16 protein-coding genes are annotated in these 18,534 nt (G+C 67.2%); 8 read left to right on the top strand and 8 right to left on the bottom strand.

The features are described from left to right. Together JAO74_RS04840 and yaaA are read right to left on the bottom strand one after the other, a co-directional pair. Entirely contained in the window at nucleotides 1–693 is a 693-nt protein-coding gene (locus JAO74_RS04840) for an SDR family NAD(P)-dependent oxidoreductase (RefSeq protein WP_199035699.1), read from the bottom strand. Further along, entirely contained in the window at nucleotides 690–1,430 is a 741-nt protein-coding gene (gene yaaA / locus JAO74_RS04835; protein WP_199035697.1) for a peroxide stress protein YaaA, read from the bottom strand. Before yaaA ends, JAO74_RS04840 begins: the two co-directional genes overlap by 4 nt. A 184-nt stretch (nucleotides 1,431–1,614) precedes the next feature. Here yaaA and JAO74_RS04830 point away from each other — a divergent pair, with 184 nt between their 5' ends. After that, nucleotides 1,615–2,901 carry a hypothetical protein gene (locus JAO74_RS04830; protein WP_199035695.1) on the top strand — a complete coding sequence of 429 codons (1,287 nt, stop codon included), beginning with the start codon at nucleotides 1,615–1,617 and terminating at the stop codon, nucleotides 2,899–2,901. Nucleotides 2,902–2,988: 87 nt separating this feature from the next. Here JAO74_RS04830 and JAO74_RS04825 read toward each other — a convergent pair whose 3' ends face one another. Further along, nucleotides 2,989–3,456: an Lrp/AsnC family transcriptional regulator gene (locus tag JAO74_RS04825; protein ID WP_199035693.1), complete on the bottom strand. Its 468-nt coding sequence runs from the start codon at nucleotides 3,454–3,456 to the stop codon at nucleotides 2,989–2,991. A gap of 183 nt (nucleotides 3,457–3,639) precedes the next feature. On the opposite strand from JAO74_RS04825, the gene JAO74_RS04820 reads away from it, so the two are divergent. After that, entirely contained in the window at nucleotides 3,640–5,544 is a 1,905-nt protein-coding gene (locus JAO74_RS04820; RefSeq protein WP_199035691.1) for a sensor histidine kinase, read from the top strand. 9 nt (nucleotides 5,545–5,553) lie between these two features. Here the strand turns inward: JAO74_RS04820 and JAO74_RS04815 are convergent, their stop codons facing one another. Genes JAO74_RS04815 through JAO74_RS04800 form a run of 4 tightly spaced genes read right to left on the bottom strand, consistent with a single transcriptional unit; the run spans nucleotide 5,554 to nucleotide 9,651 of the window. Continuing rightward, on the bottom strand, nucleotides 5,554–6,969 hold the full coding sequence (locus tag JAO74_RS04815) for an amino acid permease (RefSeq protein ID WP_199035689.1): 1,416 nt from the start codon (nucleotides 6,967–6,969) through the stop codon (nucleotides 5,554–5,556). A 55-nt stretch (nucleotides 6,970–7,024) separates the two neighbouring features. Next, on the bottom strand, nucleotides 7,025–7,672 hold the full coding sequence (locus tag JAO74_RS04810) for a GntR family transcriptional regulator (RefSeq protein WP_199035686.1): 648 nt from the start codon (nucleotides 7,670–7,672) through the stop codon (nucleotides 7,025–7,027). A 37-nt stretch (nucleotides 7,673–7,709) separates the two neighbouring features. After that, on the bottom strand, nucleotides 7,710–8,708 hold the full coding sequence (locus JAO74_RS04805) for a 4-hydroxyproline epimerase (RefSeq protein WP_199035684.1): 999 nt from the start codon (nucleotides 8,706–8,708) through the stop codon (nucleotides 7,710–7,712). Between the two features lie 13 nt (nucleotides 8,709–8,721). Then, entirely contained in the window at nucleotides 8,722–9,651 is a 930-nt protein-coding gene (locus JAO74_RS04800; RefSeq protein WP_199035682.1) for a dihydrodipicolinate synthase family protein, read from the bottom strand. A gap of 74 nt (nucleotides 9,652–9,725) precedes the next feature. On the opposite strand from JAO74_RS04800, the gene JAO74_RS04795 reads away from it, so the two are divergent. From JAO74_RS04795 to JAO74_RS04780, 4 genes are all read left to right on the top strand, one after another. Next, nucleotides 9,726–10,940: an NAD(P)/FAD-dependent oxidoreductase gene (locus JAO74_RS04795; protein ID WP_199035681.1), complete on the top strand. Its 1,215-nt coding sequence runs from the start codon at nucleotides 9,726–9,728 to the stop codon at nucleotides 10,938–10,940. 13 nt (nucleotides 10,941–10,953) lie between these two features. Then, nucleotides 10,954–12,150: a M24 family metallopeptidase gene (locus JAO74_RS04790; protein WP_199035680.1), complete on the top strand. Its 1,197-nt coding sequence runs from the start codon at nucleotides 10,954–10,956 to the stop codon at nucleotides 12,148–12,150. Between the two features lie 44 nt (nucleotides 12,151–12,194). Beyond that, nucleotides 12,195–13,628 (top strand): PAS domain-containing protein, encoded by a 1,434-nt coding sequence (locus tag JAO74_RS04785; protein WP_332908731.1) that lies wholly within the window; start codon nucleotides 12,195–12,197, stop codon nucleotides 13,626–13,628. A 121-nt stretch (nucleotides 13,629–13,749) separates the two neighbouring features. After that, nucleotides 13,750–15,114: a pectate lyase family protein gene (locus JAO74_RS04780; RefSeq protein ID WP_199035679.1), complete on the top strand. Its 1,365-nt coding sequence runs from the start codon at nucleotides 13,750–13,752 to the stop codon at nucleotides 15,112–15,114. A gap of 139 nt (nucleotides 15,115–15,253) precedes the next feature. Here the strand turns inward: JAO74_RS04780 and JAO74_RS04775 are convergent, their stop codons facing one another. Beyond that, on the bottom strand, nucleotides 15,254–16,270 hold the full coding sequence (locus JAO74_RS04775) for a LacI family DNA-binding transcriptional regulator (protein ID WP_199035674.1): 1,017 nt from the start codon (nucleotides 16,268–16,270) through the stop codon (nucleotides 15,254–15,256). Between the two features lie 89 nt (nucleotides 16,271–16,359). Between JAO74_RS04775 and JAO74_RS04770 the strand changes: the two genes are divergently transcribed. Together JAO74_RS04770 and JAO74_RS04765 are read left to right on the top strand one after the other, a co-directional pair. After that, on the top strand, nucleotides 16,360–17,214 hold the full coding sequence (locus tag JAO74_RS04770) for a 2-keto-4-pentenoate hydratase (RefSeq protein ID WP_233150671.1): 855 nt from the start codon (nucleotides 16,360–16,362) through the stop codon (nucleotides 17,212–17,214). Next, on the top strand, nucleotides 17,195–18,481 hold the full coding sequence (locus tag JAO74_RS04765) for an MFS transporter (RefSeq protein WP_199035672.1): 1,287 nt from the start codon (nucleotides 17,195–17,197) through the stop codon (nucleotides 18,479–18,481). The genes JAO74_RS04770 and JAO74_RS04765 overlap by 20 nt, the downstream gene beginning before the upstream one ends. The last annotated feature ends 53 nt before the right edge of the window (nucleotides 18,482–18,534 follow it).

Genomic DNA, 18,534 nt, shown 5'->3' with positions numbered 1-18,534 from the left:
TTATGGTGTGATCTCGGTGCCGTCCCATGCGAACAGGCGGCCGCTGTCGGGGGCTTTCAGGCCGTCGATCACGTCGAGCAGTTGCACGGCGGCGCGGTCCGCGGCGAACAGTTGATCCGCACGAACGTTCGCCTGAAAGGGTTTCGATAGCGCGGTATCGACGGTGCCGGGGTGCAGGCCGACGACGATCGTGCGGTCGTTGCGGCGACGCTCCTCGATCGCCAGCGACCGGATCAGCTGGTTTAGCCCGGCCTTGGCGGCGCGATAGCCGTACCAGCCGCCCAGCTTGTTGTCGCCGATGCTGCCGACGCGGGCGGACAGCACGGCAAAGACGCCGCGACCGGTCTTCGGCATACGTGGCAGGAAATGCTTGGCGACGAGGGCGGGGCCGATGGCATTCACCGCATATTGCCGCGCCAGCCAGACGGGATCGAGCGCGGCCATCGTCTTTTCGGGGCCGGCGTCGCCCTCGTGCAGCAGGCCGGTGGCGAGGAAGATCAGGTCGGGCGGCGTCGTCAGCGTCGCGGCGGCGGCGGCGATGCTGGTCTCGTCCACCAGGTCGAGATGGTCGCGGCCGGTGAAGGAGCGGGCGAGACCGCGCACCGGCACATCCTCTTCGGCCAACGCCGCGACCAGCGCCGCGCCGATGCCGCCCGATGCGCCGATGACGATCGCCGATTTGATGGCGCTCATCGCGCGAACCGCCACTGGTCGTCGGTGCTGTCGCCGGCGACGAAGCGATAGCCGTCGGTATCGAATGCCTTCATGTCGTCGACCTTCTCCACCCGGTGTTCGACCAGCCACCGCGCCATCATCCCGCGCGCCTTCTTGGCGTGGAAGCTGATGAAACGGTCGCCGTCGCGGAAATCGACGGCGATCACGCGGGTTTCCTTCGGCAGCCGGCCATCGACGGCGGCCCAATATTCCTGGCTGGCGAGGTTCAGGACCGTGCCCGATCCCTCCGCCGCCAGATCGTCCGCCAGCGCATCGGCGATGCGGCCCTGCCACCAGTCGGTCAGCCGGTCGCGCCGCGGCGCCCAGCGGGTGCCCATCTCCAGCCGGTAAGGCCGCATCGCATCGAGCGGGCGGAGCAGGCCATACAGGCCCGACAGCATCCTAAGATGCTCCTGCGCATAGTCGATCGCCGGCTCCTCAAGCGTCGCCGCGTCGAGGCCGGTATAGACGTCGCCGGCGAAGGCGAAGAGCGCCGGACGCCGGGGAGCGTCGGCGAAGTCGCGGAACCGGTGTGCATTCAGCGTCGCCAGCGCCGGCGATATCTTCATCAGCGCGCCGAGTTTCTTCGGCCCCAGATTGGCGGCGGCGCGGGCGAGCGTGTCGGCTTCGGCCGCGAAGCGGGGCGTGGTTGCCTCCAGCGGGGGCAGGGGACTTTCATAGTCCAGCGTCTTGGCGGGGGAGATGACGGCGATCATGGTCGCCGCCGGATAGACGCGGCGGCCCCACCATACAATTCGCCATGCGGATCTTGCCGTTCAAATTCGGTTCAGCGCACGGTTGCGATGGAACCAACAGGGTCCGGCTCGCTTGATGGCGGGTGGCCGCGCGGCTAAGCGTTCGCATCGACGCGTCGACGCTCAACAGGAGAGTTCCACGACCATGAAGACGTTTTCCAAGCTTACGATGGCGCTGGCGCTGTCCACCGGTGCCGCCGGCGTCGTGCTGGCCCCGCCCGCGATCGCCCAGAAGAAGTCGAAGGAAGATACCGGGCCGAAGATGAGCCCGGACGCGCTGAAGGCGGCACAGACGGCGCAGACCGCGCTCGCCGCCAAGGATGTCGCGACCGCCGAGCCTGCCGTTGTGCAGCTCGAAACGGTGGCGAAGACCGACGACGACAAGTATTTCGCCGCCGCGCTCCGGTATAATCTGGAGCAGATCAAGATTCAGAACGCACGCGCCGCGAACCCCAATGCGCCAGTCGACGAGACCGGTCTGGCCAAGCCCATGGAAGCGCTGCTCGCCAGTGCGAAGACGCCGGCCGCCGAGAAGGGCAAGCTGGCCTATCAGCGCGGCCTGCTCGCCTATAACGGCAAGCAGTTCCCGACCGCGATCCAGTTCTTCACGCAGGCGCGCGAACTGGGGTACACCGATTCGAACCTGGGCCTGCAGATCGCCCAGGCCAAGGTCGGCGGCGGCGACGTGCCGGGCGGCCTGGCCGACCTGCAGACGACCGTGCAGCAGATGAACACGAGCGGCCAGAAGGCGCCCGAGGACGTCTATCGGTATGGCATCGCCCGGTCGAATGCGGCCAAGCTGCCGCAGACGATGACGTGGCTGCAGGATTACGTCACCGCCTATCCGACGGCCAAGAACTGGCGCGACGTCGTCGTCACCTATGGCCTGTCGAGCAATTCGATCGCGAAGCTGGACGACAACCAGAAGATCGACCTGTTCCGCCTGCTTCGGTCGACGAAGGCGCTGGCCGACCAGAACGACTATCTGGAATATGCCGATGACGTGCAGCGCCGCGGCCTGCCGGCCGAAGCCGCCGCGGTCATCAAGGAAGGTCAGGCAGCGGGCAAGATCCCGGCCGGCAACACGCTGGCCAAGAGCCTGCTGACCGAAGCGACGCGCGCGGCCGCGGCCGAAGGGTCGCTGGCGCCGCTCAAGACGCGCGCCAATGCCGCCGCCAACGGCAAGCTCGCCGCCGGCACGGCGGACGCCTATCTGGGTCAGGACAATTTCACCGAGGCAGCGGCGCTGTACCGGGTCGCCCTGCAAAAGGGTGGGGTCGATGCGGACGAGGTCAACACGCATCTCGGCATCGCGCTCGCCAAGTCGGGCGACAAGGCCGGTGCCAAGGCGGCATTCGATGCGGTGAAGACCGCACCGCGATCGGGCATCGCTTCGCTGTGGACGGCGTATCTGAATGCACCCACGGCCTGATCCGTCTGCCATCGGATGAAACGACGAAGGGGGGTGGCAGCGATGCCGCCCCCCTTCTCGTATTGAACGGATTATTCGGGCGGGACATCATTCGGGAGGGACGGGGATACCCGAGATCGATTTGGCGGTGCGGATCGTCAGCGACGTCTTGACGCTGGCGACGTTGGGTGCCGGCGTCAGGTGCGTCGTCAGGATTTCCTGAAAGCTCTTCAGATCGGATGCGACGATCTTCAGGATGAAGTCGATCTCACCATTCAGCATATGGCATTCGCGCACTTCGGGAATGGCGGCGACGTGATTTTCGAAGGCCGACAGGTCGTGTTCGGCCTGACTGCGCAACGACACCATCGCGAACACCGTGATCGGATAGCCGAGCCGCGCCGCATCCAGATCGGCGTGATAGCCCCGGATCGCCCCGGCCTCCTCCAGCGCGCGCACGCGGCGCAGGCAGGGAGGCGCGGTCAGGCCGACCCGTTCGGCGAGATCGACGTTGGTCATGCGGCCATCGGCTTGCAGCAGAGACAGGATCTGGCGGTCGATTCGATCGATCGGCATTCTTTGCATTCCCCTTGATGGCATGACCGATCGGCGATGCCCTCGCTCAAATAATATAATTGCTCTCTACCGCAATTGTCCCACAACGCGACATCGACAAATCAATCGTATCGCGGTCTATTCGGGTTAATTAAGGACCTGTTTCACCACACGCGCTACGGTGAAGCGAGGGAGTTGCCTGTTTTGCGTTTCGACGACAGCCTGACCACGGTGCTATCGGCCGACCAGGGACCCGGATTGGGTGCCCAGTCGGCGTGGCGTCAGTTGGTCGACCTGATGGGCCGTGGTCGGATCGAGGCGACGGACGAGAACATGGCGCGGCTGGCATCGCTGCGCGAGGTCGTGCCGCTGCCGGTTCGCGTCGCCAGCGCACGGGCTCTGGCTTTCGCCCGGCCACCGGCGGTGCTCGTCGGGTTCTTCGCCGCCGACGAACTGGCCATCGCGGCGCCGGTGTTACGGATGGTCGCCCTGCCGGTCGATGACTGGCTGGGTCTTATCAGCGGCCTGTCACCGGCCGGTCGTTCGATCCTGCGACAGCGGCGCGATCTGCATGACGAGGTGAAGCGCGGGTTGGAAAGTCTGGGGTCGGTGGATTTCGTCCTGTCCGATGAGACGGTCGAGGCGATCGAGATGGCCGAACCGATCGACGAGGACATCAACGGGGACATCGACAGGGACATCGAACCCATCGACACCGGGGTCGTGGAGGAAGCGGCCGTCATCCCGATCGTCGATGAACCCGACGATCTTGCCGACATTCTTGACCTGGCGGAACCGACCAGCGAGGCGGCGCCTGTTTCGGCCGTCGATCTGACGCCGTCTCCGACGATGCCCTGGTCGGCGACGCCGTTCACCGCGCTGGGCGATATCACGCGCGGCCTGCCGTTGGTTGCCGATGCACTGCGCCGGTTCGACGTGCCGCCCATCGCCCCGCCGCCACGGTTCGAGATCGCCGATCTGGTCGCCCGGATCGAGGCGTTCAATCGCGGGCGTGACGAGCGTCCGGCATCGATGGCGCCGGAGCCGATCGAGGACGGGTTCCGCTTCGAAACCGATGCCACGGGCGTGATCCGCTGGGTCGAGGGCGTGGCGCGGGGGGCGCTGGTCGGCGTGTCGCTGGCGATGCCGGGCGGATCGGCGCTGATACCGGGGGCGCAGGCGCCGTTACAGGGGCTGGCGCGGCTCGATGCCGGCGCCGCCGCCGCGTTTCGCCAGCGTGCCCGCTTCGTCGATCTGCGGCTGGAGGTCGGTGGTCTGTCGGACGCGGCGGGATCGTGGCGGATCGCGGGTACGCCCCGGTTCGAGGCGGCGAGTGGTCGCTTCACCGGTTATTACGGCACCGGCCGTCGGCCGCTGCGCCATGAAAGCGCCGCGCCGGCCACCGCCGCGCAGGTCACGATGTCGGATGGCCTGCGCCAGCTGGTCCATGAACTGCGCACGCCCGCCAATGCGGTCGCCGGGTTCGCCGAATTGATCGAAACCGAATTGCTGGGGCCGGTGCCGGCCTCCTATCGCCTTCGCGCAGGTGCGATCCGCCATCAGGCGGTGGACCTGCTCGCCGCGATCGACGATCTCGATACCGCTGCCCGGATCGAGGGCGGTGCGCTCGACCTGCGGCCGGCGGAGGTGATGCTGGGCGAACTGGTCGCGCGGACGATGCAGGATATGGAACCGCTCGCCCGCCAGCGGGGTGCGACGCTGATGCTGTCGGGCGAGGACACGGTCGCCGCGACCGACGACCGCGCGGCCGAGCGCCTGTTCGCGCGGTTGCTGGCGGCGCTGGTCTCCGCCGCCCAGCCGGGGGAGCGGATCGGCGTGGCGGTCCATCCCGTCGGCGATCAGGCGGTGGTGACGGTCGATCGGCCGCGCGCGCTGGCCGATCTGCCTGGTGACGCGCTGTTCAGCCTGGATGGCGGGATCGGCAGCGGCGGCGATGGCGCGCCATTGCTGGGCGCAGGCTTCACGCTGCGGCTGGTGCGCAATCTGGCGACCGAACTGGGCGGGGTGCTGGCGATCGATGCCGACCGCCTGACGCTGCGCCTGCCGGCCGCGTTCGTACCGGCAGCGGAGCACGCCGCCGGTATCTGAACGCGTCGATCAGACGGCGACGTCGCCGCGCCGCAACAGGCTGGCCCGGCGGCTGAACGCGAAATACAGGATCAGCCCCAACGCGTTCCAGATGGCGAAGCGGACCAAAGTCGCGACCGGCAGGCTGTACAGCAGGTACAGGCACCCCAGGATCGCCCCCGTGCCGACGACATAGGGCGCCGGGCAACGGAACAGGCGGGCGGCATCGGGGGCGGTGCGACGCAGCACCATCAGGCAGGCACCGACCGCGATGAAGGCGATCAGCGTGCCGGCATTGGCCAGTTCGGCAATCTCGTCCAGCCGGAAGAAGCCGGCGACCGCGGCGATCGAGATGCCGGTCAGGATCGTGATCCGGGTCGGCGCACCGCTGCGCTTGCTGACCGTCGCCAGCCGCTGCGGCAACAGGCCGTCGCGCGCCATGACGAAGAAGATACGGCTCTGCCCGTACATCATGACGAGGATGACGGAGGGGAGGGCGATCACCGCCGCCAGCGCGATGACATGCGCGGCGAACGGCTGGTTCAGCGAACGCAGGACCAGCGCCAGCGGCTCGGGCGAGTCGGCCAGCGTGCGGAACGGCAGCGCGCCGATCGCGGCGACGGCGACCGCCATGTAGATAGCGGTGCACAGCACCATCGATCCAACGATGCCGATCGTCAGGTCACGGCCGGGGTTCTTGGCTTCCTCGGCCGAGGTCGCGACCGCATCGAAGCCGTAAAAGGCGAAGAAGACGATCGCGGCGGCGGCCATCACGCCGCGCTTGGTGCCCTCCACCTCGGTGCTGCCGAAGCCGTAGGGCATGAAGGGGTGGAGGTTGGCGGAATCGAATGCCGGTGCGGCGAAGGCCACGAACACCGTCAGTGCGACCAGTTTGATGATGACGAGGATGATGTTCAGCGTGGCGCTTTCGCGCGTGCCGGCCACCAGCATGCCCATCACCGCCAGCGCCACGAGCACGGCGGGCAGATTGATGATGCCGCCCGCGTGCGGCCCGACCAGCAGGGCCGGTGGCAGGTGGATGCCGATCGCCTCGATCCAGCCGACCAGATAGCCGGACCAGCCGACCGCGACGGTCGAACAGGCGAGCGAATATTCGAGGATCAGGCTCCACCCGACGACCCAGGCGATGGTCTCGCCCAGCGCGGTGTAGCTGAAGGTATAGGCGCTGCCCGCCGCCGGGATCATCGTTGCCAGTTCGGCATAGGCGAGCGCGGCGCAGGCGCAGACCGCACCGGCGATCGCGAAGGCGAGGATGACTGCCGGTCCGGCGCGTTCGGCGCCGACGCCGGTCAGCGTATAGATGCCGGTGCCGACGATCGCGCCGACGCCCAGCGCGATCAGATGCGGCCAGCTGAGCGTCTTGGCGAGCGCCTGCCCCGATGGCGCGTGCGCGCCCAGTGGCTTGCGCGGTCCGATGATCGACATGGTATTACCCCCTCTAACCCTGATTGCCGGTGCTGCCGGGGTTTCCCCGGTCAGTCTATCCGGTGGCGAATTGTGCGCGCAGATCGCTGAGCGTGCCGGCGATATGGGCGTGAAGCAATGTTTCGACCTGACCGGCATCGCGGGCCAGCCACGCATCGATCATGCCGCGATGTTCCAGATGGGCGCGCGCGTCCCGTCCCGCGGGGGCGAGGTGCGCCACCACATAGCGTTCGGCAAGGATCGCCAGCCGCTCGACCAGCTGCGTGGTCAGCAACCGGCCGCCGGGGCGGACCAGCGCGGTGTGGAATTCGCGGTTGCGGACGGCGACTTCGGCAAGATTGGTGTGCGCCGCCTCGTCCAGCGCCTGAAACGCCTGCCATGCCTCGGCTCGGGCGCGTTCGTCCGCCTGCACGGCGCCGACGGCAGCGGCCGAAGGCTCGATCGCCAGACGCAGGGCGTAGATTTCGTCGGCCTGATCGGCGGACATGCGCCGCACCGTATAGCCGCGATTGGCCTGGCTGATGAGCAGGCCCTCCTGCTCCAGCCGGGCCAGCGCCTCGCGCAGCGGAATCTTGCTGACGCCCAGTTCGGCGGCAAGCGCATCCTGCCGGATCGGCATCTCGGCGGGCAGCGATCCCGTCACCACGCGCTCGCGCACGATTTCGAATACCTGATCGGACAGGGTACGCACGACGATGCTCAACAGCGGCTTCCTTGGCAGGCCGGCGCGAGGAGCGCCGTCATTTGACCTCGAAACCTTCCCAGAACCTATCGGTACGATCAATCCATATCGTGTTGAAACCGGTGGCGATCGCCGATCCCTCGATCGAGGGGATGATCGCCGGCGTCTCGCCGATCGTCGTCGCCGCCTCGACTCGGCCGATGAAGCGGCTGCCGATATAGCTTTCGTGGACGAACCGGTCGCCGGGTTTCAGCGCGCCGCGATCCGCCAGATGCGCCAGCCGCGCCGAGGTGCCGGTGCCGCAGGGCGACCGGTCGATCGCCGCGTCGCCATAGAAGACCGCGTTGCGCCCATCCGCGCCGTTCGATGCCGGCGCATCGGCCCACAACACATGGCTGACGCCGCGGATCGTGGGGTCGACCGGGTGGACCGGCTCCACCGCCGCACTGACCGCCGCCCGCACCCGCCGGCCCATCTCGACCAGCCACGATGCGCCCACCGCGTCGAGGCCGGGATAGCCCGCCTGCGGCTCCACGATGGCGTAGTAATTGCCGCCATAGGCCACATCGACCGTCAGCGGCCCGATCCCCTCCACCGTCACCGTTACGCCGCGCGCGGCGACATAGGCGGGAACGTTGGTGATGCGCACCGCGGTGACGCGGTCGCCCTCCGTTTCATAGGCGATGTCGATCACGCCGGCCGGCACCTCGACCCGGAGGCGGCCGGGCGTCGCGGGCTGGATCAACCCGTGTTCCAGCCCGAACGTCACCATGCCGATCGTGCCATGGCCGCACATCGGCAGGCAGCCAGAGGTCTCGATGAACAGGATGCCGATGTCGGTATCGGCGCGCGTCGGCGGGTACAGGAACCCGCCCGACATCATCGCATGACCGCGCGGTTCGAAGCATAGCCCCGTCCTGATCCAGTCGAAACGGGCCAGGAAATCCTGACGCCGTTCCGACATGGAGGCTCCCCGCAACAGCGGTGCGCCGCCAGCGACCAGCCGGACGGGATTGCCGGCGGTGTGGCCGTCGATGCAGAAGAAGGTGTGGCGCATGACGGTCAGTCTATCACGCCACCTCTTCGACGACAGGCGTGGCGGGCGTCAGCGTCGGGCGGGTCGCGGCGGCCTGTTCGACCATGGCGATCACTTCGGCGCGGCGGGCACCCTCCAGCGGGTAACGCGGCGGCAGCACGCGCTCGGACCCGCGACCCATGACCTGCTCGGCGAGCTTGATCGACTGGACGAGATCATGCTCGGCATCAAGGTGCAGGAGCGGCATGAACCAGCGATAGATCTCCATCGCCTTGGCGTGATCGCCGCGCGCGAAGGCGCGGACCAGTTCGACCGATTCCCGCGGGAACGCGTTGGTCAGGCCCGATACCCAGCCCTGTGCGCCGAGATACAGGCCCTCCAGCGCGACGTCGTCCAGACCGGCGAACAGCACGTACCGGTCGCCGAACGCATTGCGCAGGTCGGTGAAGCGGCGCGTGTCGGGTGCCGATTCCTTGATCGCGACGATGTTGGCGACATCGACCAGCGTCTCCAGCACCTCGTTGGTGATCGACGTGCGATACGCGGGCGGATTGTTGTAGAGCATGATCGGCAGTGCCGTCTTCTCGGCGACGCCGCGGAAGTGGAGAGCCAGTTCGTGCGGCTTGGGCACATAGACCATCGGCGGCAACAGCATCAGGCCGTCCGCCCCGGCCTTTTCGGCGGCCTGCGCATAGTCGGCCGCGCGGCGGGTGTCGTATTCGGACACGCCGGTGATGACCGGCACGCGGCCATCGACCGCCTCGACGATCGCGGTCAGCACGGTAACCTTTTCCTCGGATGTGAGCGAGTTGTTCTCACCCACGGTGCCAAGCGCGATGACACCGGTCACACCGTCGTTCACCAGATCGTCGACCACGCGCTGCGTATCCGTGATATCGAGCGAGTAATCGGCGCGGACCTGTGTCGTCACCGCCGGAAAAACACCTTGCCAGCCAATCGTCATGTTCGCCGTCCCTGTCTTGTCAATGAATACCGTATACGATACTCGTCTCCGCAGTGCAACAAGATCGCTGACATATGCTGAAAATTCTGGTCATCGGCGGCGGGGTCGTCGGCCGTTCCATCGCCTGGCACCTGCAACGCAGGGGCGTTCAGGTTGTGATAGTCGATCCCGCATGTGCCGAACGTGCCGCATCCTGGGGCAACGCCGGACATATCGCAACCGAACAAGTGGCGCCGCTCGCCTCACGCGCGATGGTGCGGTCGTTGCCGCGCCGGCTGTTCGTGCGGGGCGGGCCGCTCGACCTGCCGCCACGGATGATCGCGACCTGGCTGCCGTTCGCGTTGCGGCTGCTGCGATCGACGCAGCCGCGCCGGTTTGCGGCGGGGGAAGCGGCGCTGGGATCGCTGCTGGCCGAGGCGATGCCGGCATGGCGGCGGCTCGCGGCGGGGCTGGGCGCGCCGGATCTGCTGCGCGAGCAGGGTCATCTCGTCGCTTGGGAAGATGCAAGCAGTGCCGCGAGGGGCCGTGCAGCTTGGCAGGCGGCGAACACCGGCACGGCGCGGGTCGGTGAAATCGACGCCAACGATCGCGCAATATTGTCCGTACTGTCGCCCAACGTCGTCGATGCGATCCGGTTCAGCGGCAGCGGCCAGGTTGCCGATCTCGACGCGCTGGCGGCGGCGTTCGATCATGCCCTGATCGCGGCGGGCGTGCGGATCGAACGCGGCACCGCCACGATCGAGCGGCGCGGGGCGGGGGTCCATGTGCCGGGTTTCGACGCCGACCGGATCATCGTCGCGGCCGGCATCGGGTCGCGCGACCTGATGGCGGCGGCGGGCGACGCCGTGCCGCTGATCGCCGAGCGCGGCTATCACATCCGGGCGGCGGCCGATCGCTGGCCCGCCGACCTGCCGCCGGTGGTGTTCGAGGACCGGTCGATCATCGTCACGCGCTATGCCGACAGCGTGCAGGTGGCCGGGTTCGTCGAGTTCGGCCGCGCCGATGCGCCGCCCGACCTGCGCAAATGGGAACGGCTGGAACGGCATGTCGCCGCGCTGGGCCTGCCGATCACCGGGCCGTTCCGGCGCTGGATCGGCGCGCGCCCGACCTTGCCCGATTACCTGCCGGCGATCGGCCGGTCGCGTCGGGCGGACAATCTCTATTACGCGTTCGGGCATCAGCATCTGGGCTTGACGCTGGCGCCCGTCACGGGGGAATTGATGGCGGCGATGGTGCTGGGCGAGGCACCGGCGATCGACTGCACGCCGTTCGATATCGCACGATTTTAGGACAGGAGCGACCATGACGATCGGTACTTCGGACGCCGCCACCGAACTCGCGGCGATCCGCCCGCCCGCAACCCGTGCGCCGGCCATCGTGGCCTCCGAATATGCAGCGCGGCTGGATCGGGCGCGGACGCTGACGGCGGGGATCGGGGCCGATGCGCTGCTGGTCCATACCGGCGCCAGCCTGCGCTATTTCACCGGTGTTCCCTGGGGTGCGAGCGAGCGGATGGTCGCGCTCCTCCTGCCTGTTCATGGCGAGCCGATCGTCATCTGTCCGCGGTTCGAACGCGGAACGCTGGAAGCCGATCTCGCCATCACCGGCGACCTGCGGCTGTGGGAGGAGAACGAAGACCCGATCGCGCTCGTCGTCGATGCCGCGACGGGAATGGGCCGGATCGCGATCGATCCGCTGCTGCCGTTCGGCTGGGGCGAGAAACTGCGCGCGGCGGGGCTGTCGGTGATCGACGGGGCGGCGGCGATCGACGGGTGCCGGACGATCAAGTCGCCCGCCGAGCTGGCGTTGCTGGCGGAGGCCAAGGTGATGACGCTGGAGGTGCAGCAACGCGCCGCGCGCATCCTGCGGCCGGGGATCGCGGCGGGCGAGGTCGTCCGCTTCATCGATGCCGCGCATCATGCGATCGGCGGGGGCGGATCGTTCTTCTGCATCGTTCAGTTCGGTCGCGCGACCGCGTTCCCCCATGGCCTGCCCGGCGAGCAATATCTGGGCGACAACGAACTGGTGCTGATCGACACCGGTTGCCACGTCGGTGGCTATCATTCCGACATCACCCGCACCTATGCCTTCGGCCATGTGGATCAGGAAATCCGCGACATCTGGCAATTGGAACACGACGCACAGGCCGCCGCCTTCGCCGCCGCCGCGCCCGGCGTGACGTGCGAGGCGGTCGATGCCGCCGCGCGATCGGTACTGGAGGCAGGTGGCCTCGGCCCCGATTACCGGTTGCCCGGCCTGCCGCATCGCACCGGCCATGGCATCGGCCTGTCGATCCACGAACCCGCCTATCTGGTGCGGGGCGACCGGACGCCGCTGGCGCCCGGCATGTGTTTCTCCAACGAGCCGATGATCGTCGTGCCCGACCGCTTCGGCATCCGGCTGGAGGATCATTTCCACGTCACCGATACGGGCGCGGCATGGTTCACCGAACCGCAGCCATCGATCGACCGCCCGTTCGATACGGCCGCTTTGGCGTAATCCGCCTATTGTCCGGTCCGGCGCAACTCGGCTAGCACATTCCGGTGGAACAGATTGAGAACCCGAATGCCGTCGCGAACGTCCCGCCGGCGAGCGATGGTGCGCCGTCCGCGATCGGCTTCGATGAACGATTCGATCCGGCCGATCCGTTCGTCGCGGGCTTCCGCGAGGCCGTGCTGCCGATGGCGATCAGCGATCCCCGCCTGCCCGACAATCCGATCGTCCATATCAACGACGCGTTCGAACAACTGACCGGCTATCGACGCGACGAGGTGGTCGGCCGCAATTGTCGGTTCCTGCAGGGGCCATTGACCGCGGCGGCGGATGTCGATCGGCTGCGGACGGCGATCGCCCGGCGTGAGCGGATCGTGATCGATCTGCTCAATCATCGCAAGGACGGGACACCCTTCTGGAACCGCCTGCATATCGCACCGGTGTTCGATGCGGATGGCGAGCTGTGCTATTTCGTCGCCTCGCAACACGACGTCACCCTGGAGCGTCGGCAACAGGTCGATCTGGCCGACAGCGCGTCCCGGCTGGAATTCGCGTTGAAGGCGGGGCGACTGGGGGCGTGGACGCTCGATCCCGCCACCGGGCGTCTCGACGCATCGACGGGCTGCAAGGCGGTGTTCGGCCGCGCCGCGCATGAACCGTTCGATTATGACGACCTCCGCGCCGCCATCCATCCCGAGGATCGCGACCGGGTGCTGGCCGCGATCGACCGGACGATCGCGACCGGCGCCGATTACGACATCGAATATCGCCTCGTCACCCCTGCGGGCGAGGTGCGATGGGCGGCGATCCGCGGCGAGTTGCTGACCCGTCGGGATGGCAGTCCGCTGTCGATGAGCGGCTTTTCGACGGACATCACCGAACGCCGGCGCATGGAGGAGCACCGCGAACTGCTGGCGGGCGAGTTGACCCACCGCGTCAAAAACACGCTCGCTACCGTCGGCGCGATCGTCAACCAGACGCTGCGCGATGCCGGATCGATGGAGGCGGCGCGCGACACGATCGCCGGCCGTATCGCCTCGCTCGCCGTGGCGCACGACCTGTTGCTGCGCGAGGAGGTGGAGGGTGCGGCGATCGGCGACATCGTCGCCGGCGTCATGGCGCCGTTCGATGATACGAAGGGCCGGCGACTGACGATGGACGGCCCGGACGTGAAGCTGGAACCGCGCGTCGCGCTCGCCTTTTCGATGGCGCTGCACGAACTGGCGACCAATGCCTCCAAATACGGCGCGCTGTCGGTGGCGGACGGCCATGTGACGATCGCCTGGCATATCGACGCAGGCGTGACCGGCCGGCGACTTGCGTTCCGCTGGCAAGAGAGTGGCGGCCCGCCGGTTGTCACGCCGACCCGCACCGGTTTCGGGTCGCGGATGATCGAACGGGTGCTCGCCCAGCACATCCGGGGCAAGGCGCGGGTCGATTACCGGCCGGACGGCGTGGTGTTCGACATCGACGCGCCGCTGTAATCCGACGGACAAGGTGTGGTGCAGTGTCGAAAGCCGCGCTGTTGCCATTCGAGTAACCGGTGTCATAATCAGGGCGGACGGGCGACATTGGTCAGCAATGAGTCGAGGCGAGAGGATTATTATGCGCATCTCCACCCATTTGTTGCTGCTGGCCGGCATATTGACCGCACCGGTATCGGCGCAGACGACGGGACCCGCCGCCGTATCCGCCTTTCCGGGGGCGCAAGGGTGGGCCGCCGCGACTCCGGGCGGGCGGGGTGGCCAGATCGTGCGGGTGACGACGCTGGCCCCCGATGGCCCCGGATCGTTCAGGGCGGCGCTGGAGACGAAGGGGCCGCGCATCGTCGTGTTCGAGGTGGGCGGGGTGATCGACCTGCGCCGCACGACGATCACGATCACCGAACCGTTCCTGACGATCGCCGGCCAGACCGCGCCGTCACCGGGGATCACGATCATCCGGGGCGGCATCGACATCCGGGCGCACGACGTGATCGTCCGCCATATCCGCGTCCGCCCCGGCGTCGATGGCCAGCCCAAAAGATCGGGATGGGAGGTCGACGCGATGAATACCGTCGCCGCGCACAATGTGATCGTCGATCACTGTACGATGAGCTGGGCGCTCGACGAGAACCTGTCCGCCTCCGGTCCCCGGTTCGAAGGCGCGACGCCCGACGAATGGCGGCGCAACACCAGCCACGACATCACCTTCAGCTATAATCTGCTCGCCGAGGGACTGGCCGACGCCAGCCATCCCAAGGGCGAGCATAGCAAGGGATCGCTGATCCACGACAACGCCACCGACATCCTGATCTGGCGCAACGTCTATGCCCATAATGTCGAGCGCAGCCCGTTGTTGAAGGGCGGCGTGCAGGCGGCGGTGGTCAACAACCTGATCTACGATCCCGGCAAGCGTGGCATCCATTACAACCTGATGGCGCTGGAATGGGCGGGCCAGCCCTATCAGACCGGCAAGCTGGCCGCGGTCGGCAACGTCATGCGGGGTGGGCCGTCGACCGACGACGGGCTGCCGTTCCTGATGCTGGGGGGGGATGGCGACCTCAGCTATCATGGCCGCGACAACATCGCGGTCGACAGGCATGGCAAGCCGCTGCCGATGTTCGGCCGCTATGGCGAAACGGAAGCGCGGCTGATCGAGACGAAGACGCCGCCGGTCTGGCCGGCCGGCCTGCCGGTGCTGGGCGCGCGGCAGGTGGAAACGCATGTCCTCGCCAATGCCGGCGCGCGGCCATGGGACCGCGATGCCGACGATATCCGCGTGCTGTTCTTCGTGGCGGAGGGACGGGGCAAGATCATCGACGACGAGCGCGAGGTGAGCGAATATCCGCACCCGGTGCCGACCGCCGCGCCGTTCGTGGAGGCGGACTGGAACCTCGCCACGATGGAGCCGCGGTCAGGCCGCTATCCGGGGCAGAAGGGGCCGATCCAGGAAGCGCTCAGCGAACGCGATCGCGCGATGCGTCGCTGATCGGCGCCATCTTAGAGTCGGTTTCGACCAGCTTTACCCAGCCGTTCGTGCTGAGCGCAGTCGAAGCATCTTGTGGAGGGCTGCCCTTCGACTTCGCTCAGGGCGAACGGGAGTGGAGCAAACCTGATCGCTTTCGACTCTAGCCACCCGGCGCGGCGACCGACGCGCGGCGGATCAGGGTGGATACGAACAGCGCGCCGTCATCGTCCTTGTCCGCCGACCCGATCAGCTTCAGTGCGGCGGCGCGTGCCATCGGCGCGATCGGCCAGCGGATCGTCGTCAGGGGAGGCCAGAGGTGCGAGGCGATCGAGGTGTCGTCGAACCCCAGGATCGACAGATCGGCCGGCACGTCCAACCCGCGCTGGCGGGCGGCGTGGAGCGCCCCCGCCGCCATCTCGTCGTTCGAGGCGAAGATCGCGGTGGGCAGTGGCGACAGGTCGAGCAGCCGCTCGCCCGCCCGCATCCCGGATTCGAAGGTGTAGTCGCCCTGTGCGATCCAGTTCCTTGAGACGTCGATCCCGGCGGCCGCCATCGCTTCCTCATATCCCGATCGCCGTTCATGCGCCGACCGGAAACCGTGCGGCCCCGCGATCAGGCCGATGCGCCGGTGGCCCATGCCGATCAATTGCGCCAACGCGCCACGCACGGCTTCGCGGTCGTTGGACGCGACCATATGGTCAGGCCCGTCGAACGCCGCCGATCCCATCCGCACATACCGGCAGCCGATCGAGGCACATAATAGGGCCAGTTCGTCATTCTCCGAAATCGGCGGCAACAGCATCACGCCATATGGTCGCTGGCGTTCCAGAAACAGGCGGATGTCATCGTGCATCTCCGGCGCACCGCGATCAACCGGATGGACGATCAGTTCGAATTCCGTATCGCGCAGCACCTCCAGCAGGCCCTGTTGGACGCGCAACACCATCTGCGCGTTGGGGTTGTCGTGGATCAGACCGATCAGGAAGTTGCGCCGCAGCGCCAGTGCGCGAGCCTGCGGATTGGGGACATAGCCCATGTCCGCGATCACTTCCTCCACCCGCCGCCGCGTGTCGTCGTTGAGCAGTGGCGAGCGGTTTATGACGCGACTGACGGTCTTCTTCGACACTCCCGCCAGCCGGGCCACATCGTTGATCGTGGGCTGCACGCTCTTTTCCATACCGGACGATACAGGGGATCGTTCTCGTCGCCAATCGTCCGGCGAAAACACCCTTGTCGATGACACCGGTTTCCCATATCGATTGCAGGATGAAGCAGATCGGTGGAGCGGGCATGGATAACGAGGACCGGATCGCGCAGGCCTTCGTTGCGGCGCGACGCGGCGCGTACGGCGTTTCCGAGTATCCGGGCGCCCGACCCGAAACGCTGGATCGCGCCTATGCCATTCAGGACAGGGCGATCGCGATCGATGGCCGATCCATCGCCGGCTGGAAGGTCGGGCGTATCCCGGCGCCACTCGATGGCGTTCTCGGGACCAATCGACTGGCCGGCCCGATCTTTGCGGATCAGGTGTACAGTGCGGCTGATACCGCCACGCTGCCCGTGATCGCCGATGGCTTCGCCGCCGGCGAAGCGGAGTTCTGCGTTCGCATCGGTCGTGCACCGCCGTCGGGTCGTATCCGCCTGACGCTCGACGAGGCGCTGGAGCTGGTCGATGCCGTCCATATCGGGGTCGAGATCGCCAGTTCGCCCTATGCCCATATCAATCGGGACGGGCCGCTGGTCACGATCAGCGATTACGGCAATAATTTCGGATTGCTGATCGGTGATCCGGTGCCGGATTGGCAGAGCTTGGACTTTCTCGACTGGCCGGTAGTGTCGCGGATCGACGGCGTCGTGGTGGGACAGGCGAGCGCCCGGGCGATGCTGGATGGCCCGATTGGCGCGGTCGCGTTTCTGGTCGATTGCCTGTCGGCGCGCGGGCTGTCATTGGCGCCCGGACAATGGGTATCGTCGGGGGCGGTGACCGGGGTGCATGTCGTGCGACCGGGTCAGCGGTTCGAGGCCGATTTCGGCGAAATGCGGGTGAGCTGCGCGATCGACGCGGCCATGCCGGCACAGGCAATGGGAGTGGAAGCGGGACATGGAACCGGGCCGGGCTGAAACGATAGGGAGCGCGGTCGAGCGTTCGGGGCGCTACCGCTGGAGCATCGTCGCGCTGTTGTTCATGGCGACGGTCATCAACTATGTCGATCGTCAGATGATCGGCGTGCTGAAGCCGACCCTGTCCGCCGATCTCGGCTGGACCGAGACGGATTACGCCAACGTCATCTTCTTCTTCCAGATGGCCTATGCGATCGGGTATCTGGGGTTCGGGCGGCTGGTCGACGTGATCGGCGCGCGGATGGGGTACGCGGTGGCGTTCGTCATCTGGCAACTGGCGCATATCGCGCATGGCGGCGCCTATAGCGTCACGCAGTTCGCGATGGCCCGGTTCGGTCTGGGCATCGGCGAGGCGGGCAATTTCCCCGCCGGCATCAAGGCGGTGACCGAATGGTTTCCTGCGAAGGAACGCGCCTTCGCGATCGGCGTGTTCAACGCCGGCGCCAATATTGGCGCGATCATCACCCCGCTGGCGATCCCCGTCCTGACGATCACCTATGGCTGGCGGATGGCGTTCGTCGTGACGGGCGTGGTCAGCTTCGTGTGGCTGATCGCATGGCTGGCGATCTATCGCCGTCCGCGCGAGCACAAAAAGGTCACCGGCGCCGAACTGGCGTGGATCGAACAGGACCCGGCCGATACCGGCACCGCGATCGGCTGGCGGCGGATCGCCACCCGGCGCGAAACCTGGGCCTATGCGCTCGGCAAGTTTTTCATCGACCCGATCTGGTGGTTCTTCCTGTTCTGGCTGCCCGGCTATCTCGGCGACCGGTACGACCTCGACCTGCTCAGCTTCGGGCCGCCGCTGGTCGCGATCTATCTGTTGTCCGATCTGGGCAGCGTGGCGGGTGGATGGATGTCGTCACGGCTGATCGCGCGCGGCCGCACCGTCAATTTCGCACGGAAATCGACGATGCTGGTCTGCGCCTTCGCGGTCACGCCGGTGCTGTTCGCGCAGTCGATCGACAATCTGTGGGTGGCGGTGCTGGTCATCGGCATCGCGACGGCGGCGCATCAGGCGTTCTCGGCCAATCTCTATACGTTGCCGTCCGATCTGTTTCCGCGCGCGGCGGTGGGGTCGGTGATCGGCATCGGCGGCACGGTCGGCGCGATCGGCGGTATGATGATGGCGAAATATGCCGGCTTCGTCCTCGACGGCATCGGCAGCTATGCGCCGCTGTTCTACGTCGCCGGCTCCGCCTACTTCCTGGCGCTGGGTGCGGTACATATCCTGTCGCCCAGACTGGAACGCGTCGCGACGGTTTGAGATAGAGGGGGCGCCTCGCTTGAGCGCCCCCTCGATCGGTGGCCGATGGTGGA

Source organism: Sphingomonas mollis (assembly GCF_016427505.1).
GTDB classification, from domain to species: Bacteria; Pseudomonadota; Alphaproteobacteria; order Sphingomonadales; family Sphingomonadaceae; genus Sphingomonas; species Sphingomonas mollis.
This window is presented reverse-complemented; position numbering and strand designations above follow the sequence as displayed.

Excerpts from the sequence above, each read along its gene's own strand:
- JAO74_RS04840 (WP_199035699.1), bottom strand. The coding sequence starts at position 693 with ATGAGCGCCATCAAATCGGCGATCGTCATCGGCGCATCGGGCGGCATC.
- yaaA (WP_199035697.1), bottom strand. The coding sequence starts at position 1,430 with ATGATCGCCGTCATCTCCCCCGCCAAGACGCTGGACTATGAAAGTCCC.
- JAO74_RS04830 (WP_199035695.1), top strand. The coding sequence starts at position 1,615 with ATGAAGACGTTTTCCAAGCTTACGATGGCGCTGGCGCTGTCCACCGGT.
- JAO74_RS04825 (WP_199035693.1), bottom strand. The coding sequence starts at position 3,456 with ATGCCGATCGATCGAATCGACCGCCAGATCCTGTCTCTGCTGCAAGCC.
- JAO74_RS04815 (WP_199035689.1), bottom strand. The coding sequence starts at position 6,969 with ATGTCGATCATCGGACCGCGCAAGCCACTGGGCGCGCACGCGCCATCG.
- JAO74_RS04805 (WP_199035684.1), bottom strand. The coding sequence starts at position 8,708 with ATGCGCCACACCTTCTTCTGCATCGACGGCCACACCGCCGGCAATCCC.
- JAO74_RS04800 (WP_199035682.1), bottom strand. The coding sequence starts at position 9,651 with ATGACGATTGGCTGGCAAGGTGTTTTTCCGGCGGTGACGACACAGGTC.
- JAO74_RS04795 (WP_199035681.1), top strand. The coding sequence starts at position 9,726 with ATGCTGAAAATTCTGGTCATCGGCGGCGGGGTCGTCGGCCGTTCCATC.
- JAO74_RS04790 (WP_199035680.1), top strand. The coding sequence starts at position 10,954 with ATGACGATCGGTACTTCGGACGCCGCCACCGAACTCGCGGCGATCCGC.
- JAO74_RS04780 (WP_199035679.1), top strand. The coding sequence starts at position 13,750 with ATGCGCATCTCCACCCATTTGTTGCTGCTGGCCGGCATATTGACCGCA.
- JAO74_RS04775 (WP_199035674.1), bottom strand. The coding sequence starts at position 16,270 with ATGGAAAAGAGCGTGCAGCCCACGATCAACGATGTGGCCCGGCTGGCG.
- JAO74_RS04770 (WP_233150671.1), top strand. The coding sequence starts at position 16,360 with ATGAAGCAGATCGGTGGAGCGGGCATGGATAACGAGGACCGGATCGCG.
- JAO74_RS04765 (WP_199035672.1), top strand. The coding sequence starts at position 17,195 with ATGGAACCGGGCCGGGCTGAAACGATAGGGAGCGCGGTCGAGCGTTCG.